Origin of the sequence: Streptomyces sp. NPDC101118, from assembly GCF_044759445.1 — a bacterium.
GTDB lineage: Bacteria > Actinomycetota > Actinomycetes > Streptomycetales > Streptomycetaceae > Streptomyces.
In genome coordinates this window covers 457011-472755 of record NZ_JBIVZG010000001.1, presented here as the reverse complement: position 1 = coordinate 472755, position 15745 = coordinate 457011, and the positions used below count along the sequence as shown (strand labels likewise).

Annotated in this window: 11 protein-coding genes; 2 read left to right on the top strand and 9 right to left on the bottom strand. The window is 73.5% G+C overall.

Annotated elements, in window-relative coordinates:
* Positions 1-142: 142 nt before the first annotated feature.
* The 5 genes from ilvC to ACIQUQ_RS02025 all read right to left on the bottom strand — a co-directional run bounded on the left by ilvC (position 143) and on the right by ACIQUQ_RS02025 (position 8053).
* Complete coding sequence (ilvC, locus tag ACIQUQ_RS02045) at positions 143-1144, bottom strand: ketol-acid reductoisomerase (protein WP_399948911.1); 1002 nt, start codon at positions 1142-1144, stop codon at positions 143-145.
* Between the two features lie 157 nt (positions 1145-1301).
* Positions 1302-1826: an acetolactate synthase small subunit gene (gene ilvN, locus ACIQUQ_RS02040; protein WP_403970115.1), complete on the bottom strand. Its 525-nt coding sequence runs from the start codon at positions 1824-1826 to the stop codon at positions 1302-1304.
* Positions 1827-1854: 28 nt separating this feature from the next.
* Positions 1855-3735, bottom strand: coding sequence for an acetolactate synthase large subunit (locus tag ACIQUQ_RS02035; RefSeq protein ID WP_403970112.1), 1881 nt, complete (start codon positions 3733-3735; stop codon positions 1855-1857).
* Positions 3736-3945: 210 nt separating this feature from the next.
* Entirely contained in the window at positions 3946-6864 is a 2919-nt protein-coding gene (locus ACIQUQ_RS02030; RefSeq protein ID WP_403970109.1) for a putative bifunctional diguanylate cyclase/phosphodiesterase, read from the bottom strand.
* Positions 6865-7114: 250 nt separating this feature from the next.
* Positions 7115-8053, bottom strand: coding sequence for a 2-hydroxyacid dehydrogenase (locus ACIQUQ_RS02025; protein WP_403970106.1), 939 nt, complete (start codon positions 8051-8053; stop codon positions 7115-7117).
* Positions 8054-8129: 76 nt separating this feature from the next.
* On the opposite strand from ACIQUQ_RS02025, the gene ACIQUQ_RS02020 reads away from it, so the two are divergent.
* Together ACIQUQ_RS02020 and ACIQUQ_RS02015 are read left to right on the top strand one after the other, a co-directional pair.
* Positions 8130-9176 (top strand): aldo/keto reductase, encoded by a 1047-nt coding sequence (locus ACIQUQ_RS02020; RefSeq protein ID WP_403970103.1) that lies wholly within the window; start codon positions 8130-8132, stop codon positions 9174-9176.
* Positions 9177-9332: 156 nt separating this feature from the next.
* A complete protein-coding gene (locus ACIQUQ_RS02015) occupies positions 9333-10499 on the top strand; it encodes a PQQ-dependent sugar dehydrogenase (RefSeq protein ID WP_403970101.1) in 1167 nt (388 codons plus the stop codon).
* An 84-nt stretch (positions 10500-10583) separates the two neighbouring features.
* On the opposite strand, the gene ACIQUQ_RS02010 is transcribed toward ACIQUQ_RS02015, so the two are convergent.
* From ACIQUQ_RS02010 to ACIQUQ_RS01995, 4 genes are all read right to left on the bottom strand, one after another.
* Complete coding sequence (locus tag ACIQUQ_RS02010) at positions 10584-13631, bottom strand: ATP-binding protein (protein ID WP_403970580.1); 3048 nt, start codon at positions 13629-13631, stop codon at positions 10584-10586.
* A gap of 82 nt (positions 13632-13713) precedes the next feature.
* Positions 13714-13884 (bottom strand): hypothetical protein, encoded by a 171-nt coding sequence (locus ACIQUQ_RS02005; RefSeq protein ID WP_403970098.1) that lies wholly within the window; start codon positions 13882-13884, stop codon positions 13714-13716.
* A 219-nt stretch (positions 13885-14103) separates the two neighbouring features.
* Positions 14104-14739 carry a hypothetical protein gene (locus ACIQUQ_RS02000; protein WP_403970095.1) on the bottom strand — a complete coding sequence of 212 codons (636 nt, stop codon included), beginning with the start codon at positions 14737-14739 and terminating at the stop codon, positions 14104-14106.
* A gap of 260 nt (positions 14740-14999) precedes the next feature.
* The gene (locus tag ACIQUQ_RS01995) at positions 15000-15614 is read right to left on the bottom strand and encodes a GNAT family N-acetyltransferase (protein WP_403970092.1); all 615 of its coding nucleotides are present in this window, start codon (positions 15612-15614) and stop codon (positions 15000-15002) included.
* Between the last annotated feature and the right edge of the window lie 131 nt (positions 15615-15745).

The following is a 15745-nucleotide window of genomic DNA, read 5'->3' as shown; positions in this document are numbered from 1 at the left end:
GGGGGTATCCCGTATGGTTTCCGGCCGGGCCGTAAGTATCCCCCGGCGGTGGTTGGACGGGGTGGCCACGCCACGCTCGGGGTGGCCCACATCCCGGCCGGGGGGGGCCGGGCCGCACCCGCCCCGCCCCCGCCGCGGAGGATCAGCTCTCCTCGCTGTCCACCCAGCTCATGAGCTTGCGCAGCTTCTTGCCGGTGGTCTCCAGCAGGTGCTCGGAGTCGGCGTCCTTGTACTCGTTGTACTTCTTCAGACCGCCGTGGTACTCCTCCATCCAGGTCTTGGCGAAGGTGCCGTCCTGGATCTCGGCGAGGACCTTCTTCATCTCGGCCTTGGTGGCGTCGGTGATCACGCGCGGGCCGGTGATGTAGTCGCCCCACTCGGCGGTCTCGGAGACCGACCAGCGCATCTTCTCCAGGCCGCCCTCGTACATGAGGTCCACGATCAGCTTCAGCTCGTGGAGGCACTCGAAGTACGCGATCTCCGGCTGGTAGCCGGCCTCGGTCAGGACCTCGAAGCCGGCCTTGACGAGCGCGGAGGCGCCACCGCAGAGGACGGCCTGCTCACCGAACAGGTCGGTCTCGGTCTCCTCGGTGAAGGTGGTCTTGATGACGCCGGCGCGGGTGCCGCCGATGCCGGCCGCGTACGACAGGGCCAGGGCGAAGGCGCTGCCCGTGAAGTCCTGCTCGACGGCGGCGATGCACGGAACGCCGCGGCCCTCCTCGTACTGGCGGCGGACCAGGTGGCCCGGGCCCTTCGGGGCGACCAGGGCGACGTCGACGTTGGCCGGGGGCTTGATGAAGCCGTAGCGGACGTTGAAGCCGTGGCCGAAGAAGAGTGCGTCGCCCTCCTTCAGGTTGTCCTTGATGGACTCCTCGTAGACCTGGGCCTGGATCGGGTCCGGGGTGAGGATCATGATGACGTCGGCCTCGGCCGCGGCCTCGGCGACGGAGACCACGCGGAGACCCTGCTCCTCCGCCTTGGCCTTGGACTTGGAGCCCTCCTGCAGGCCCACGCGCACGTCGACGCCGGAGTCACGCAGCGACAGCGCGTGGGCGTGGCCCTGGCTGCCGTAGCCGATGACCGCGACCTTGCGGCCCTGGATGATGGACAGGTCGGCGTCGGACTCGTAGAACAGCTCGGCCACTGGAAAATCTCCTTGGTCTTGGTGCGTTGCGTCCCACCGTACGGCGGGGAGGGAAGTGCGGGTCTACCGGTCTCGGTATACGGGCTCGGGGGGCCGGGCGCCCGTCAGGGCGCCCGGCGAGCCGCGGGTTCGGCGCTCGCGGAGGGGCGCGCGGGGATCAGGCGCTGCGGTCGAGGGCCCGCAGGCTGCGGTCCGTGATGGACCGTCCGCCACGCCCTATGGCGATCGTGCCGGACTGGACCAGCTCCTTGATGCCGAAGGGCTCCAGCATCTTGAGCATGGCCTCCAGCTTGTCGGCGCCGCCCGTGGCCTCGATGGTGACGGCCTCCGGGGAGACGTCGACCGTCTTGGCGCGGAACAGCTGGACGATCTCGACGACCTGCGAGCGCGTCTCGTTGTCGGCGCGGACCTTCACCAGGACCAGTTCGCGCTGGATCGCGTTGGACGGCTCCAGCTCGACGATCTTGAGGACGTTGACCAGCTTGTTGAGCTGCTTGGTCACCTGCTCCAGCGGGAGGTCCTCGACGTTCACGACGATCGTGATGCGGGAGATGTCGGGGTGCTCGGTGACACCCACCGCGAGGGAGTCGATGTTGAAGCCGCGGCGGGAGAACAGGGCGGCGATCCGGGCCAGGATGCCGGGCGTGTTCTCGACCAGGACGGAGAGCGTGTGCTTGGACATGTGAGTCGTTCTCTCTTTCGCTCTGCGCTCAGTCGTCTTCGTTGTCGCCGAAGTCGGGACGGACGCCCCGGGCGGCCATGACCTCGTCGTTGGAGGTGCCGGCGGCGACCATCGGCCAGACCATGGCGTCCTCGTGGACGATGAAGTCGATGACGACCGTACGGTCGTTGATCGCGTTGGCCTCGGCGATGACCTTGTCCAGGTCGGCCGGGTCCTCGCAGCGCAGGGCGACGCAGCCCATGGCCTCGGAGAGCTTGACGAAGTCCGGGACGCGGGTGCCCTTGCGGGGCGCGACGGACTCGCCCAGCTGGGAGCCGACCGTCTCGTGACCGGTCTCATCCGCATGCAGGACGGTGTTGGAGTACCGCTGGTTGTAGAACAGCGTCTGCCACTGGCGGACCATGCCCAGCGCACCGTTGTTGATGATCGCGACCTTGATCGGGATGTTGTTCAGCGCGCAGGTGACGAGCTCCTGGTTCGTCATCTGGAAGCAGCCGTCGCCGTCGATGGCCCAGACGGTGCGCTCCGGCTGGCCGACCTTGGCGCCCATCGCGGCCGGGACCGCGTAGCCCATGGTTCCGGCGCCGCCGGAGTTCAGCCAGGTGCGGGGCTCCTCGTAGTTGACGAAGTGCGAGGCCCACATCTGGTGCTGGCCGACGCCCGCCGCGTAGATCGTGCCCTTGGGCGCGAGCCGGCCGATGCGCTCGATGACCTGCTGCGGCGAGAGCATGCCGTCCTCGGGCAGGTCGTAGCCGAGCGGGTAGGTGTCGCGCCAGCGGTTGAGGTCGTTCCACCAGGCGGAGTAGTCGCCGGTGTGGCCCTCGGTGTGCTCCGCCTGGACGGCCTGGATCAGGTCGGCGATGACCTCGCGGGCGTCACCGACGATCGGGACGTCGACCGGCTTGTTCTTGCCGATCTCGGCCGGGTCGATGTCCGCGTGGATGACCTTGGCGAAGGGGGCGAAGCTGTCCAGCTTGCCGGTGACGCGGTCGTCGAAGCGGGTGCCCAGCGCGACCAGCAGGTCGGCCTTCTGGAGGGCGGTGACGGCGGTGACCGCACCGTGCATGCCGGGCATGCCGACGTGCAGCGGGTGGGTGTCGGGGAAGGAGCCCAGCGCCATCAGCGTGGTGGTGACCGGGATGCCGGTCAGCTCGGCGAGGACCTTCAGCTCGGCGGTCGCGCCGGACTTCATGACACCGCCGCCGACGTACAGGACCGGGCGCTTGGCCTGCACGATCAGCTTCGCGGCCTCGCGGATCTGCTTGGCGTGCGGCTTGGTGACCGGCCGGTAGCCGGGCAGGTCCTGCGACGGCGGCCAGCTGAACGTGGTCTGCGCCTGGAGGGCGTCCTTGGCGATGTCGACCAGGACCGGGCCGGGACGGCCGGTGGAGGCGATGTGGAAGGCCTCGGCGATCGTCTTCGGGATGTCCTCGGCCTTGGTGACCAGGAAGTTGTGCTTGGTGATCGGCATCGTGATGCCGACGATGTCCGCCTCCTGGAAGGCGTCGGTGCCGATCGCCTTGGAGGAGACCTGGCCGGTGATGGCGACGAGCGGGACGGAGTCCATGTGCGCGTCGGCGATCGGGGTGACCAGGTTGGTCGCGCCCGGGCCGGAGGTCGCCATACAGACGCCGACCTTGCCGGTCGCCTGGGCGTAGCCGGTGGCGGCGTGGCCCGCGCCCTGCTCGTGGCGGACCAGGATGTGACGGACCTTCTTGGAGTCCATCATCGGGTCGTACGCGGGGAGGATGGCGCCGCCCGGGATGCCGAAGACGGTGTCGCACCCCACCTCTTCGAGAGAACGGATGAGGGACTGCGCACCCGTGACGTGCTCGATCGCAGCGGTCTGCTGTCCTCCGGTACGGGCCCGCGGCTGCGGATGGTGGGCCCCGGTGGCCTGCTCGGTCATCGGCAATCTCTTCTCGAAGCTGAGGGTTTTTGCGAGGATTCGGGTTTTGCCAGTGCAACAAAAAACCCCTCGTGCCGGATGGCAAGCGAGGGGAGCGCGTCGGGTGCGTTGAGCGGGGACATCTTGGTCCCAGCTTCAGCCGACGCGCTTTCCAAGTACGAGAATTCGGGTGCGCATGGCACTGACCCTCCCTCCGCCGGGAGGGGGATGTCAAGTGGGTGGGATGGACGTCTCACTATTTGAGCCCCTATGGAGGCCTCCCGGGACGCCCCGCGTGCCGCCCGCCATGGCGGGAAGGGCGATCCCGCCGGGTACTGGGAACGTACCGCGGACCAGCGCCCTGCGCAGCCGGTATTCGTCCAGAGGTCCGGAGAAGGCCATTCCCTGGCCGTGGGTGCAGCCCATGGCCCGGAGGGCGAGGACCTGCTCGGGAAGGTCCACCCCGTCGGCCACGGACTGCATGCCCAAATCATTTGCGATGCGCAACAAACCAGCCGTGATCTTGTGCAATCTGGCCGATTCCACCACCCCCTCGACCAGCCCGCGGTCGAGTTTCAGTACGTCCACGGGCAGCCGGCGCAGGGCGCTGATGGCCGCGTAACCGCTGCCGAAGCCGTCCAGGGCGATCCGTACTCCCAGCCGCCGCAGCGCCACCAGGCGGCGCTCCAGCTCGTCGAAGGGCACCCGGGGGTCGCTGTCCGCCAGCTCGATCACGAGGGCGCCCGAGGGCAGCCCGTGCCGGGTCAGCAGGGCCTCCACCGAGGCGGGGGGCGCCCCGCCCGACCCCTGGTGCGGCACCCCCAGGCCGAGGAGCCGCTGGGCGGACATCCGGACGGCCACCGGCACGTCGTGGCCGGCCTGGTGGCGCTCGGCGGCCTGCACCACGGCCTCTTCGAGGAGCCAGTTGCCCAGTTCGGCCGTTCGGGTGGCGGCGCCGGCGGCGAGCCCGGCGCCCTCGGCCCCGGAGCGGTCCTCGGTCGCCTCGGTGACGCGCAGGAACTCGGCGGGGGTGAAGAGGATGCCCTGGGCGGAGCGCCAGCGCGCCTGCGCGGCCACGGAGGTGATCTCGCCGCCCGCGAGGGAGACCACGGGCTGGTGGAGCAGCGCGAACTCGCCGTCGTCGAGGGCGGTGCGCAGGCGTCCGGCCAGTTCGGCCTTGCGGACCACCTCGGCCTGCATCTGGGGGGCGTACAGCTCGACGCGGTCCTTGCCGCCCGCCTTGGCGCGGTACATCGCGAGGTCGGCGTTGCGCATCAGGTCCGAGGGGGTGATGCCGGGGTCGGCGAAGGCGACCCCGATGCTGGCGGCGACCCGGACCTCGCTGCCGGCGATGAGGTAGGGCTGCGACAGGGTGGTGCGCAGCCGGTCGGCGATCTCGTGGACCAGGTACTCGCGGGCGGAGCGGTCGCGACTGCCGTCGCCCATGATCAGGGCGGCGAACTCGTCGCCGCCGAGGCGGGCGGCGGTGTCGCCGGCGCGCACCGAGTCCTGGAGCCGCCGGGCGGCCTCTACGAGGAGTTCGTCGCCCGCCTGGTGGCCGATGGAGTCGTTGACCGCCTTGAAGCCGTCGAGGTCGATGAAGAGCACGGCGGTGCTGTGGTCCCCGGCGCGGCGGCCGGTGAGGGCCTGGCGGACCCGCCGGGTGAACAGGGCGCGGTTGGGGAGGTCGGTGAGCGGGTCGTGCTCCGCGCTGTGCTGGAGCTGGGCCTGGAGGCGGACCCGCTCGGTCACGTCCCGGCTGTTGAAGATCAGGCCGCCCTGGTGGCGGTTGACGGTGGACTCCACGTTGAGCCAGTCGCCGCTGCCGGACTTGAACCGGCACTCGATGCGCGTGGTGGGCTCCTCGGCGGGCGGGGCGGCGAGGAAGCGGCGCACCTCGTGGACGACCCGGCCGAGGTCGTCGGGGTGGATCAGGCTGGACAACTCGGTGCCGACCAGCTCCTCGGCGTCGCGGCCGTAGACGCCGGAGGCGGCGGGGCTGACGTACCGCAGTATCCCGGTGGGCGCGGCGATCATGATCACGTCACTGGAGCCCTGGACGAGCGAGCGGAAGTGGTTCTCCTTCTGCGCCAGCTCCTGGGTCAGGGCGATGTTGTCGAGCAGCATGATGCCCTGGCGGACCACGAGGGCGAGGACCACCGTGCAGCCGGTGAAGACCACGACCCGGTCGACGCGGCGGCCGTCCACCACGTTGTACAGGATCCCCAGGGTGCAGACGGCGGCCGCGAGGTACGGCGTCAGGGCCGGCAGCGAGCCGGTGATGGGCCGGCTGTGCGGGCGGGGGGCGCCCCGCGGGTGGCCGCCCGTCTCGCCGTACGCCATCCTGCGGGCGCCCCACGGCGCGTAGGCCAGCAGCAGCGAGCCGGCGAACCACCCGGCGTCGAGCAGCTGGCCCGAGCGGTAGCTCTCGCGCAGCAGCGGCGAGGTGAACAGGGCGTCGCTGAGCACGGTCAGCGCGAGGGCCGCGACGGCGGTGTTGACCGCGGAGCGGTTGCTGGCGGACCGCCGGAAGTGCAGGACCAGCACCATCGAGACGAGGGCGATGTCCAGCAGGGGGTAGGCCAGCGAGAGGGCCGCCCGCGGGACGCTGCCGGCGCCCTCGGAGGTGGCGCTCCGGGCGGTGTGGGCGAGCGCCAGGCTCCACGAGAGGGTGAGCAGCGAGCCGCCGATGAGCCAGGAGTCGAGCGAGAGGCAGACCCAGCCGGCCCGGGTGACCGGGCGTTTGGCCAGGACCAGCAGGCCGACGATGGCCGGCGGCGCGAAGCAGAGGAAGCAGAAGTCGGCGAGGGACGGGCTGGGCACCTCCTCGCCCAGCACCACCTCGTACCAGCCCCAGACCGCGTTCCCACACGCCGCCATGAGGGAGGAGAAGGCGAAGAGCAGCCACGCGGGCCGCTCCCGGCTGGGGTTGGAACGCGCGTAGCGGAAGCAGGAGACCGCGGCGAGGAGGGCCGCGACGCTCAGTCCGAAGTCGCCCATGAAGAGGGCGACTTCCTCCGACCCCCAGCCGAAGGCGGCACCGACGGCGTACCCGGCGCAGACCGCCGCGAGGAGGAGTTGAGCGGCCAGGCCCTTCCCGCCGCCGGAGACCGGCGGCGGCTGGGTCAGGAGCGCCCCGGGGGCACTCACCGGGGCTCCGTCACCGGCGTGGCCGGTTTGCGTGTGCGCGGATCGCTTGTCCATTGGCCGTGCATCGCCCGTCGCCCCCCAAAGTGTCCGATCACTCCCCAGCGCCGTACGTTCTCGGCGCAGTCCCCTTGTTCCGGACGATACACCAGTTTCGTCACTCAGGGACATAGGTTCTCTACTCTCCGTTACCACCAGGGGAGTTACGGATACCGAACGCGCCGGGACGGCTGCGCAGCGTGCCCGGCCGGACTCACTCCGTGATCAGCACGGTGTTCTCCACGGGCTCCCCGGCGGCGAACCGGGTGAGCTGCGCGGCCAGCAGCCGCTTGGCGCGTGGCTCGAACGCCGAGGTGCTGCCTCCCACATGAGGCGTGATCAGGACATGGGGAGCATGCCAGAGCGGGTGGCCGGCGGGCAGCGGTTCCGGGTCGGTCACGTCGAGCGCGGCACGCAGCCGGCCGGCCTCCAGCTCCGCCAGCAGGGCCTTGGTGTCCACGACCGGGCCGCGGGCGACGTTCACGAGCAGGGCGCCGTCCTTCATCCGGGAGAGGAAGCCGGCACCCGCCAGGCCCCGGGTCTCGGGGGTCAGCGGGGTGGAGAGGATCACCACGTCGGCCTCCGGGAGCAGCTCCGGCAGGTCGGCGAGGGCGTGCACGGGACCACGCGGGCAGGTGCGGGCCGAACGGGCGACCCTCGTCACCCCGGCGCACTCGAACGGGGCCAGCCGGTCCTCGATGGCGGCGCCGATGGACCCGTAGCCGACGATCAGCACCTGCTTGTCGGCGAGCGCCGGGTAGAAGCCGGCCCGCCACTCCTCGCGGTCCTGGCCGCGCACGAAACCGGGGACGTCGCGCAGGGAGGCGAGGACCAGGGCGAGGGTCAGCTCGGCGGTGCTCGCCTCGTGCACGCCGCGCGCGTTGCACAGCCGTACGCCGGGGCGCAGGTGGTGCAGGCCCGGCTCCACGTGGTCTATCCCGGCGGACAGGGTCTGCACCACGCGGACCGCGGACATGCCGGGCAGCGGGCGGACCGCGACCTCGGAGCCCTTCATGTACGGCACCACGTAGTACGCGCAGTCGGCGGGGTCGGCGGGGAACTCGGGCCCGCCGTCCCAGAAGCGGTAGGCGAGGCCCTCGGGCAGGCCCTCGATCTCCTCGGGACGGAACGGCAGCCACACGTCGATAGTCATGATCAGGAGGCTATGCGAACCGGCCACGGTCGCAGCGGTTAGTTTTGGGTGGCTGCCGAGGGAGGGGTACGAGCGGGTGGAGCGCAGGACGATCGGGGCGCCGGGGCTCGCCGTGGGCGCGATCGGGCTCGGGTGCATGCCGATGAGCTGGGCGTACACGGAGTCGCGGCGGCACGGGGAGGGTTCGCTGCGCGCGGTGCACGCCGCCCTCGACGAGGGGGCGAGCCTGCTCGACACGGCCGACATGTACGGGCCGTTCACCAACGAGCTTTTGCTGGGGCGGGTGTTGAAGGAGCGGCGCGCCGAGGCCTTCGTGTCGACCAAGTGCGGGCTGCTGGTCGGCGGCGACCAGCACATCGTGGCCAACGGGCGGCCGGGTTACGTGAAGCGGGCCTGCGACGCCTCGCTGCGGCGGCTCCAGACGGACGTGATCGACCTGTACCAGCTGCACCGGCCGGATCCCGAGGTGCCGGTGGAGGAGACCTGGGGGGCGCTGGCGGAGCTGGTGGGGGCCGGGAAGGTGCGGGCGCTGGGCTTCTGCGCGGTGGGGGCACGGGCCACGGCCCCGCGGGCGGCGGGTGCGCGGGCCGCGCGGGGGCCGGGACGGCCGGGCGCCGGCGCGGCCCGCTATGAGGTGACGATTCGCCAGCTGGAGCGCGTACAGCAGGTGTTCCCGGTGAGCGCGGTCGAGGCGGAGCTGTCGGTGTGGTCCCCCGAGGCGCTGGAGACGCTGCTGCCGTGGTGTGCGGCGCGCGGGGTGGGCTTCCTGGCGGCGATGCCGCTGGGCAGCGGTTTCCTGACCGGGACGCTGACGCCGGGGCAGGGCTTCGAGCGGGAGGACGTACGGGCCAGGCACCCGCGGTTCACCGCGGAGGCGATGGCCGCGAACCAGCCGCTGGTGGCGGGGCTGCGGCGGGTGGCGCTGCGGCACGGCCCCGAGGTGACCGCGGCCCAGGTGGCGCTGGCCTGGGTGCTGGCGCAGGGGCCGCACGTGGTGCCGGTGCCGGGGACCAAGCGGGAGCGCTGGGCGGTGGAGAACGCGCGGGCGGCGGAGGTGCTGCTGACGGCGGCGGACCTGCGGGAGATCGCGGCGCTGCCGGGGGCCGTGGGGTCCTGGGACTGAGGCGGAACTTCCGGAGCGGTCAAGGCGGTTGTGGTAGAGCGCGCGGAGGCGCGCGGTGAGGGAGCGACCCGTGCGAAGCGGCTGCCGCGGGCGGCGGACGTTGTCCATGATGGAGACGGGGCAGGCGCGTACCAGGGCGGGCGGAAGGAGCAGGTCATGCGCGGGAACGGCAGGGGCAGGGCGGGAGCGGTGGCGCTCGCGGTGTGCGGGGCGCTGCTGACGGGCGGCTGCTCGGGGGGTACGGGCCCGGCCCCCGGGGCCTCGCCGGGCGGGGGCTCCTCCCCCACGGCGGGCGGCAGCGCCTCGGCGCGGCCCTCCGGGGCCCCGGCCAAGGGCTCGGTGACGGTCGGGCGCGAGGTGGCCAAGGGCCTGAAGAGCCCGTGGGGTGTGGCCCCGCTGCCGGACGGCGACATGCTGGTGGCCTCGCGGGACGAGGGGACGATCACCCGGGTCGACGGGGAGACCGGTGCCCTCACGGTGGTCGGCGAGGTGTCGGGCGTGGCGCCCGGCGGGGAGGGCGGGCTGCTCGGGCTGGCGCTGTCCCCCTCGTACGCATCGGACCGGCTGGTCTACGCGTACTTCACCACCGAGTCGGACAACCGGATCGCCCGGATGATCTACGACGACCGCAAGCCGCAGGGTCAGCAGCTGGGCGCGCCCGACACCGTCCTGCGGGGCATCCCCAAGGGCATGATCCACAACGGCGGGCGGATCGCGTTCGGCCCGGACGGGATGCTGTACGCCGGGACGGGCGAGACGGGGAACACCGGCCTGGCCCAGGACAAGGAGTCCCTGGGCGGCAAGATCCTGCGGATGACGCCGGACGGCGACCCGGTGCACGGCAACCCCGAGGCGGACTCGGTGGTGTACTCGTACGGCCACCGGAACGTGCAGGGGCTGGCCTGGGACGCGGAGAAGCGGCTCTGGGCGGCGGAGTTCGGGCAGAACACGTACGACGAGCTGAACCTGATCGAGCCCGGGCAGAACTACGGCTGGCCGCTGGCCGAGGGCAGGGCCGGCAAGTCCGGGTACCGCGATCCGGTCGCGCAGTGGACCACGGACCAGGCCTCCCCCAGCGGCATCGCGTACGCCCAGGGCGCCATCTGGATGGCGGGGCTCCGCGGCGAGCGGCTCTGGCGCATCCCCCTGGACGGCACCCGCGCCGCGGCCGCGCCCCAGGCCTTCCTGACCGAGAAGTACGGCCGCCTGCGCACGGTGGTCGCCACCGGCCCGGACCGCCTGCTGCTCTCCACGAGCGAGACCGACGGCCGCGGCACCCCGGAACAGGGCGACGACCGGATCGTGGAGCTCACGGTCCGCTGACCTGCGGGGCGGGGTCCCGGGCAGGGGTCCCTGTGGGAAGGGGCTCCCCGCGGGCCGGGGCCTGGCCTGATCCGAAAGACCGGCCTAGCCGGCGGACACCCCCTGCGCCGGGGCCTCGCGGGGGAAGAGGCGGAGGCGGTGGGCCAGGGCGGCGGCCTCGCCGCGGCCCGTGACGCCCAGCTTGGCCAGGATGTTCGAGACGTGGACGCTCGCGGTCTTCGGGGAGATGAACAGCTCCTCGGCGATCTGCCGGTTGCTGCGCCCGGCCGCGACCAGGCGCAGCACGTCCCGCTCGCGGCTGGTCAGGCCCAGGGCGCCGGCCGGATCGCCCGCGGGCTCCGGCGCGGCCGGCGGCTCGTCCTCGGTGAGCGCCAGCCGGGCCCGCTGGGCCAGCAGTGCCAGGTCCTCGCGCAGCCGCCGGGCGTTCAGGGCCTGGGCCGCCCCGTGGGCGGCGCGGAGCGCCACCGCGGCCTCGCCGCGGTCGCCGCCCTCGGCCAGCAGGGCCTCCGCACGCCGGTGCCGGGCCCGGGCGAGCAGGTACGGCCGGTCCAGCGGGCGCAGCGCCGCCTCCGCCTCGGCCCAGTCGGCGGGGGTGTCCCGGTCCTCGGCGCGCAGCAGTTCGGCCCGTACGTACGCCGCGTGCGCGGCCCACACGGGTGCCGCGGCGGCGAGGGCCCTGGCCTGGGAGCGGATCAGCTCCAGCGCCTCGGCCCGGCCGGCGCCGGCTGCGGGCAGCCCCCGGGTGTCGGCCTCCGCCGAGGCGGCGGCCAGCAGCAGGGGCCAGGAGTAGCGCTGGTGGCCGGGCGGCATGCCCTCGGCGACGGCCCGCACCAGCTCGGCCCGCACGTCGAGGATGCGTCCCTCGGCGGCCGCGACGCCGACCGCGAGCCGGTACAGCGGGATGCGGTACTGGGGCTGCCGGTCGTGGCTGCCGAAGTGCTCGTGGGCGGCGGCCAACTGCGCCGCGGCCTCGCTGAGTTCGCCGCGGGCCAGCGCCAGGTGGGCCAGCCGGGAGGCCGCCGACCCGCGCGGCTTGGCGCTCTGCGCCGAGCGCATCGCCTGGCCGGCCGCCTCGGCCGCCTCCTCCCAACGGCCCAGGCTGTAGAGGGAGTCGGCCAGGTTGCCCTGGACCCAGGCCTCGGAGTCCCGCAGCCGGTAGCGGCGGACCAGCTCGATGCCGCGCAGGGCCACGCCGACCGCCTCGGTCGACCGGCCCTGGCTCTCCAGCTGGGAGGACAGGTTGATGTGGGACCGCGCGGCCAGCACCGACAGATCGAGCGCCGTGGCCCGCTCCAGCACCCGGTACATCTCCGCGATGCCCGCGGCGGGGTCGCCCGCGTCGGCGACGAGGGAGCCGAGCGTGAGGCGGGCGTTGAGCTCGACCTCTTCCGCGCCGACCAGCCGGGCCACCTCGACGGCGCGCTCGGCGGTCGCCAGGTTCTCCGGTCCCGGCTGGTGCATCATGCCCCAGCCGGCCGCGAAGGCCAGCACCTCGGCGTGCACCTGGGAGGGCGGCATGCCGCGCACCAGCTCCTGGGCGGTGCCGAGTTCCTCCCAGCCGTCGCCGCGGGCCAGGCCGATGACCAGCTTGGAGCGCTCGGTCCAGAACCAGGCCGCGCGCAGCGGGTCGTCCTCCTCCTCCAGCATCCGCAGGGCCAGCTTGGTGATCTTCAGGGCGCGCTCGCGCTCGCCGCCGTACCGGGCCGCGACCACGGCCTCGGCCAGCAGGTCGAGGCGGCGCAGCGGCGTGGTGGCGGGGTCGCAGCCGCACGGCGGGTAGACCTCCGTGTAGTCGGCCGGGCGGAGCGCCCCGCGGACCTCCGCGGGGGCGCTGTCCCACAGGTCCATCGCCCGCTCCAGCAGCCGCAGCTGCTCGGAGTACGCGTGCCGGCGGCGGGCGGCCACGGAGGCCTCCAGCACGGCGGGCAGCGCCTTGGCCGGGTCGTGGGCGTAGTACCAGTAGCTGGCCAGCCGGATGACCCGCTCCTCGGCCCGGACCAGGGTGTCGTCGGCCTCCAGGGCCTCCGCGTAGCGGCGGTTGACCCGGGCGCGCTCGCCGGGCAGCAGGTCGTCGCTGACGGCCTCGCGGACCAGGGAGTGCCGGAAGCGGTAGCCGTCGCCGTCGGGGGTGGCGAGCAGGATGTTGGCGCCGACGGCCGCACGGAGGGCCTCGATCAGCGCGTCCTCCGACATCCGGGACACCGCGAGGAGCAGGGGGTACTCGACCGTGGAGCCGCCCTCGGCGACCAGCCTGGCCACCCGCTGCGCGGCCTCGGGGAGCACCTCGACCCGGACCAGCAGCAGGTCGCGCAGGGACTCGGTGAGCCCGGTGCGGCAGCCGCTCTCGTCGCAGGCCACCAGTTCCTCGACGAAGAAGGCGTTGCCGTCGGAGCGCGCGAAGACCCGGTCGACGAAGGCCTCGTCCGGCTCGGAGGACAGGATCCCGGCGAGCTGGCGGCGGACCTCGGAGCGGGTGAAGCGGGAGAGCTCGAGCCGCCGGACGGTGCGGAGCCGGTCCAGTTCGGCGAGCAGGGGGCGCAGCGGGTGGCGGCGGTGAACGTCGTCGGCGCGGTAGGTGGCGGCGATCACGAGGCGGCCGCCGGCCAGGGTGCGGAAGAGGTAGGCGAGGAGGTGGCGGGTGGAGGTGTCCGCCCAGTGCAGGTCCTCCAGGACGAGGACGACCGTACGGTCCGCCGCGAGGCGTTCCAGGAGGCGGGCGGTGAGTTCGAAGAGGCGGGCGGTGCTCTCCTCGTCGTGCGGGCCGCGGGGGGTCTCGCCGAGTTCGGGCAGGATCCGCGCGAGTTCGTCCTCCTGTCCTGCGGCGGCCGCGGCGAGCTCCTCGGGGAGCCGGCGGCGCAGGGCGCGCAGGGCGGTGGAGAAGGGGGCGAAGGGCAGTCCCTCCGCCCCTATCTCCACACAGCCGCCGACGGCGACCACGGCGTCGCGCCGGCCGGCCTCGGCTATGAACTCCTCGGTGAGGCGGGTCTTGCCGACGCCCGCCTCACCGCCGATGAGCAGGGCCTGCGGCTCGCCGGTGGCGGCGCGGGCGAGGGCGTCGGTGAGCAGGGCCAGTTCGTCGGCCCGTCCGACGAACACCGGGCTGACGGATCTGGTTTCCACGTCGCCGAGCATCGCACAGGCGTCCGTGCGCGCGGCAGTGGGTGGCGGCGGGGTTCTCATGCGGCGTCACCTGGGGTGCTGCGCCCGGTGCCGGCTAGGCGGCGCGGGTGAAGCGGTGGCGGGCGGCCTCGGCCTTGACGGCGGTGCGGGCGGCCTTGCCGCGGCCGGCCCGGCGGTGCTCCTCGGCCTGCCGGACGCGGCGGTACTCCTCGGCCTCGCGGAGCAGTTCGGCGCGGCGGAGGCTGGCGATCTCGTACTCGAACATCTCGTTCTCCCCTGGGGGTTCTTCCCGGTCACGGCCCGTTCGTTCCGTGTGGTCCAAGATTCGCTTCCCAGGGGGTGCCGCCACATCGGGCGACTGCCGCATCTGCCGGGGGCGGGGTGCCTTAGGCGCGTGCGCCGGGTGCCCGCCCCGGCCTAAGCACCCGCCGGGGGTGCCTTAGGCCGTGCCTCCGGGACGGGGCGGGGTCGGCGTCGGGGTGCCTCAGGGGGCCGTGGGCAGGGGGGCGAGGACGTCGAAGTACATGAGGACGGCGATCAGCAGGCCGAGCACGCCCAGGCCCACCGCGCCCCAGGAGACGGCCCGGACCCACGCGGGGAGGGTGCGGCCGGGCACGCCGAACGCGGGGCGGAGGAGGACGGCCGTGCCGACGAGCAGCGCGAAGACCGCGAAGACTCCGTTGACGAGGGCGGTGAGGTGCCAGGCGTCGCCGTAGAGCGCGGAGATCTTCTCGGCGGTGGAGGCGGCGGTCTGGGACTCGATCTGGCCTATGAGGGTCTGGCGCTCGGCGGCGACGCGGGAGACCCAGGTGCCGGTCAGGGCCGAGACGCCGAGTCCGGCGGCGACGACGGCCGCGGCGCCGGCCCCGGCACCGGTGTACGGGGCGTCGGTCTCCGCGTCCGGGTCGGCGGGCAGCGGCTCCTCGTCGGCGGGGCCGTCGTCGTCCAGGGCGTCGAGGAGGTCCTCGTCGGGCTTCTCGCCCACGACGGGGTCCGCGGCCTTCCTGCCGGGTTCTCCGGTCCCGGCGGGCGTGCCGTCCGCGGCGGGGTCGCCGTCCGCGGCGGGGTCGTCGGTCGGGTCGGCGGGGGCGGTGGCCGCGTCGGCGCTCTTGGTGTCCATGGCGGGCACCGTAGGCGGCGATTCTGAGATCTTCCTGAGAGGGCCGGGGCCGGGGCACGGAGGCTGGGCCCCGGGCTCGGGCCGGGGGCCCGCAAGCTCAGGCGCGCTGGGGGAGGCCTGCAGGCCACGACGCGTCAAGTACCGGGGGGACCCGCACACCACACGACCCACCCCCGAAGCAGGCTCCGGCGGGCGCGGACCCGTGCACGCGCCGGGGACCGCGGACGAACACCCCTGGCCTCAGGCCGGGGCCGGCCGGCTCAGACGCCGGGCTCGGGGCGGGGCAGGGGCTCGGGGCGGGGGCGCGTGCCCGGGGTCTCGGCCGGCGCCTCGGCCGGCGGCCACTCGCGGGCGAGCACCGACCAGACCTCCAGGTCGTGGCGGAAGCCCCGGTGCAGGTGGGCCTCGCGCAGCACGCCCTCGCGGGTCATGCCGAGGCGGCGGGCGACGGCGCTGCTCGGGGTGTTGTCCGCCGCGCAGACCCATTCGACCCGGTGCATGCCCCGGCCCACGAAGGCCCAGTCGATCAGCGTCCGGCAGGCCCTGGTGATCAGCCCGCGCCCGGCGCCCGCGGGCTCCAGCCAGCAGCCGATCTCACAGGTGCCGGTGGTGGTGTCGAAGGTCCGGTAGAGCACCCCGCCGACCAGCGTGCCGTCGAGCCAGATGCCGTAGAGGCGCCCCTCGTCGGCCGCCGCCTTGCCGGCGAACGAGCTCAGCAGGTCCCGCGCACCGTCCAGGTCGGCGGCACGGTCCGCGAAGCCGATGTACTGCCCGATGTACTCCCGGCCACGGTCCACGTGCGCGAGGAACTCCTCGGCGTGCCAGACCTCGAGCGGCTTGAGCTGGGCGTCTTCGGCGAGCGGGATCGCGAACATGCGGGCTGGTCCTCGGGGTGGGCGGGTACGGACGGTGGGGCGGCCCGGCGGGGTGCGCACGTACACGGCGTACGTACGCATCCGGGCGGCCGGCGTGCGTACGGGCGGCCGGCGCCGCTGGGGGCGGCGGG

Coding starts and splice junctions, on each gene's coding strand:
- ACIQUQ_RS02035 (WP_403970112.1), bottom strand. CDS start 3,735: ATGACCGAGCAGGCCACCGGGGCCCACCATCCGCAGCCGCGGGCCCGT.
- ACIQUQ_RS02010 (WP_403970580.1), bottom strand. CDS start 13,631: ATGCTCGGCGACGTGGAAACCAGATCCGTCAGCCCGGTGTTCGTCGGA.
- ACIQUQ_RS02025 (WP_403970106.1), bottom strand. CDS start 8,053: ATGACTATCGACGTGTGGCTGCCGTTCCGTCCCGAGGAGATCGAGGGC.
- ACIQUQ_RS02000 (WP_403970095.1), bottom strand. CDS start 14,739: ATGGACACCAAGAGCGCCGACGCGGCCACCGCCCCCGCCGACCCGACC.
- ilvN (WP_403970115.1), bottom strand. CDS start 1,826: ATGTCCAAGCACACGCTCTCCGTCCTGGTCGAGAACACGCCCGGCATC.
- ACIQUQ_RS01995 (WP_403970092.1), bottom strand. CDS start 15,614: ATGTTCGCGATCCCGCTCGCCGAAGACGCCCAGCTCAAGCCGCTCGAG.
- ACIQUQ_RS02015 (WP_403970101.1), top strand. CDS start 9,333: ATGCGCGGGAACGGCAGGGGCAGGGCGGGAGCGGTGGCGCTCGCGGTG.
- ACIQUQ_RS02005 (WP_403970098.1), bottom strand. CDS start 13,884: ATGTTCGAGTACGAGATCGCCAGCCTCCGCCGCGCCGAACTGCTCCGC.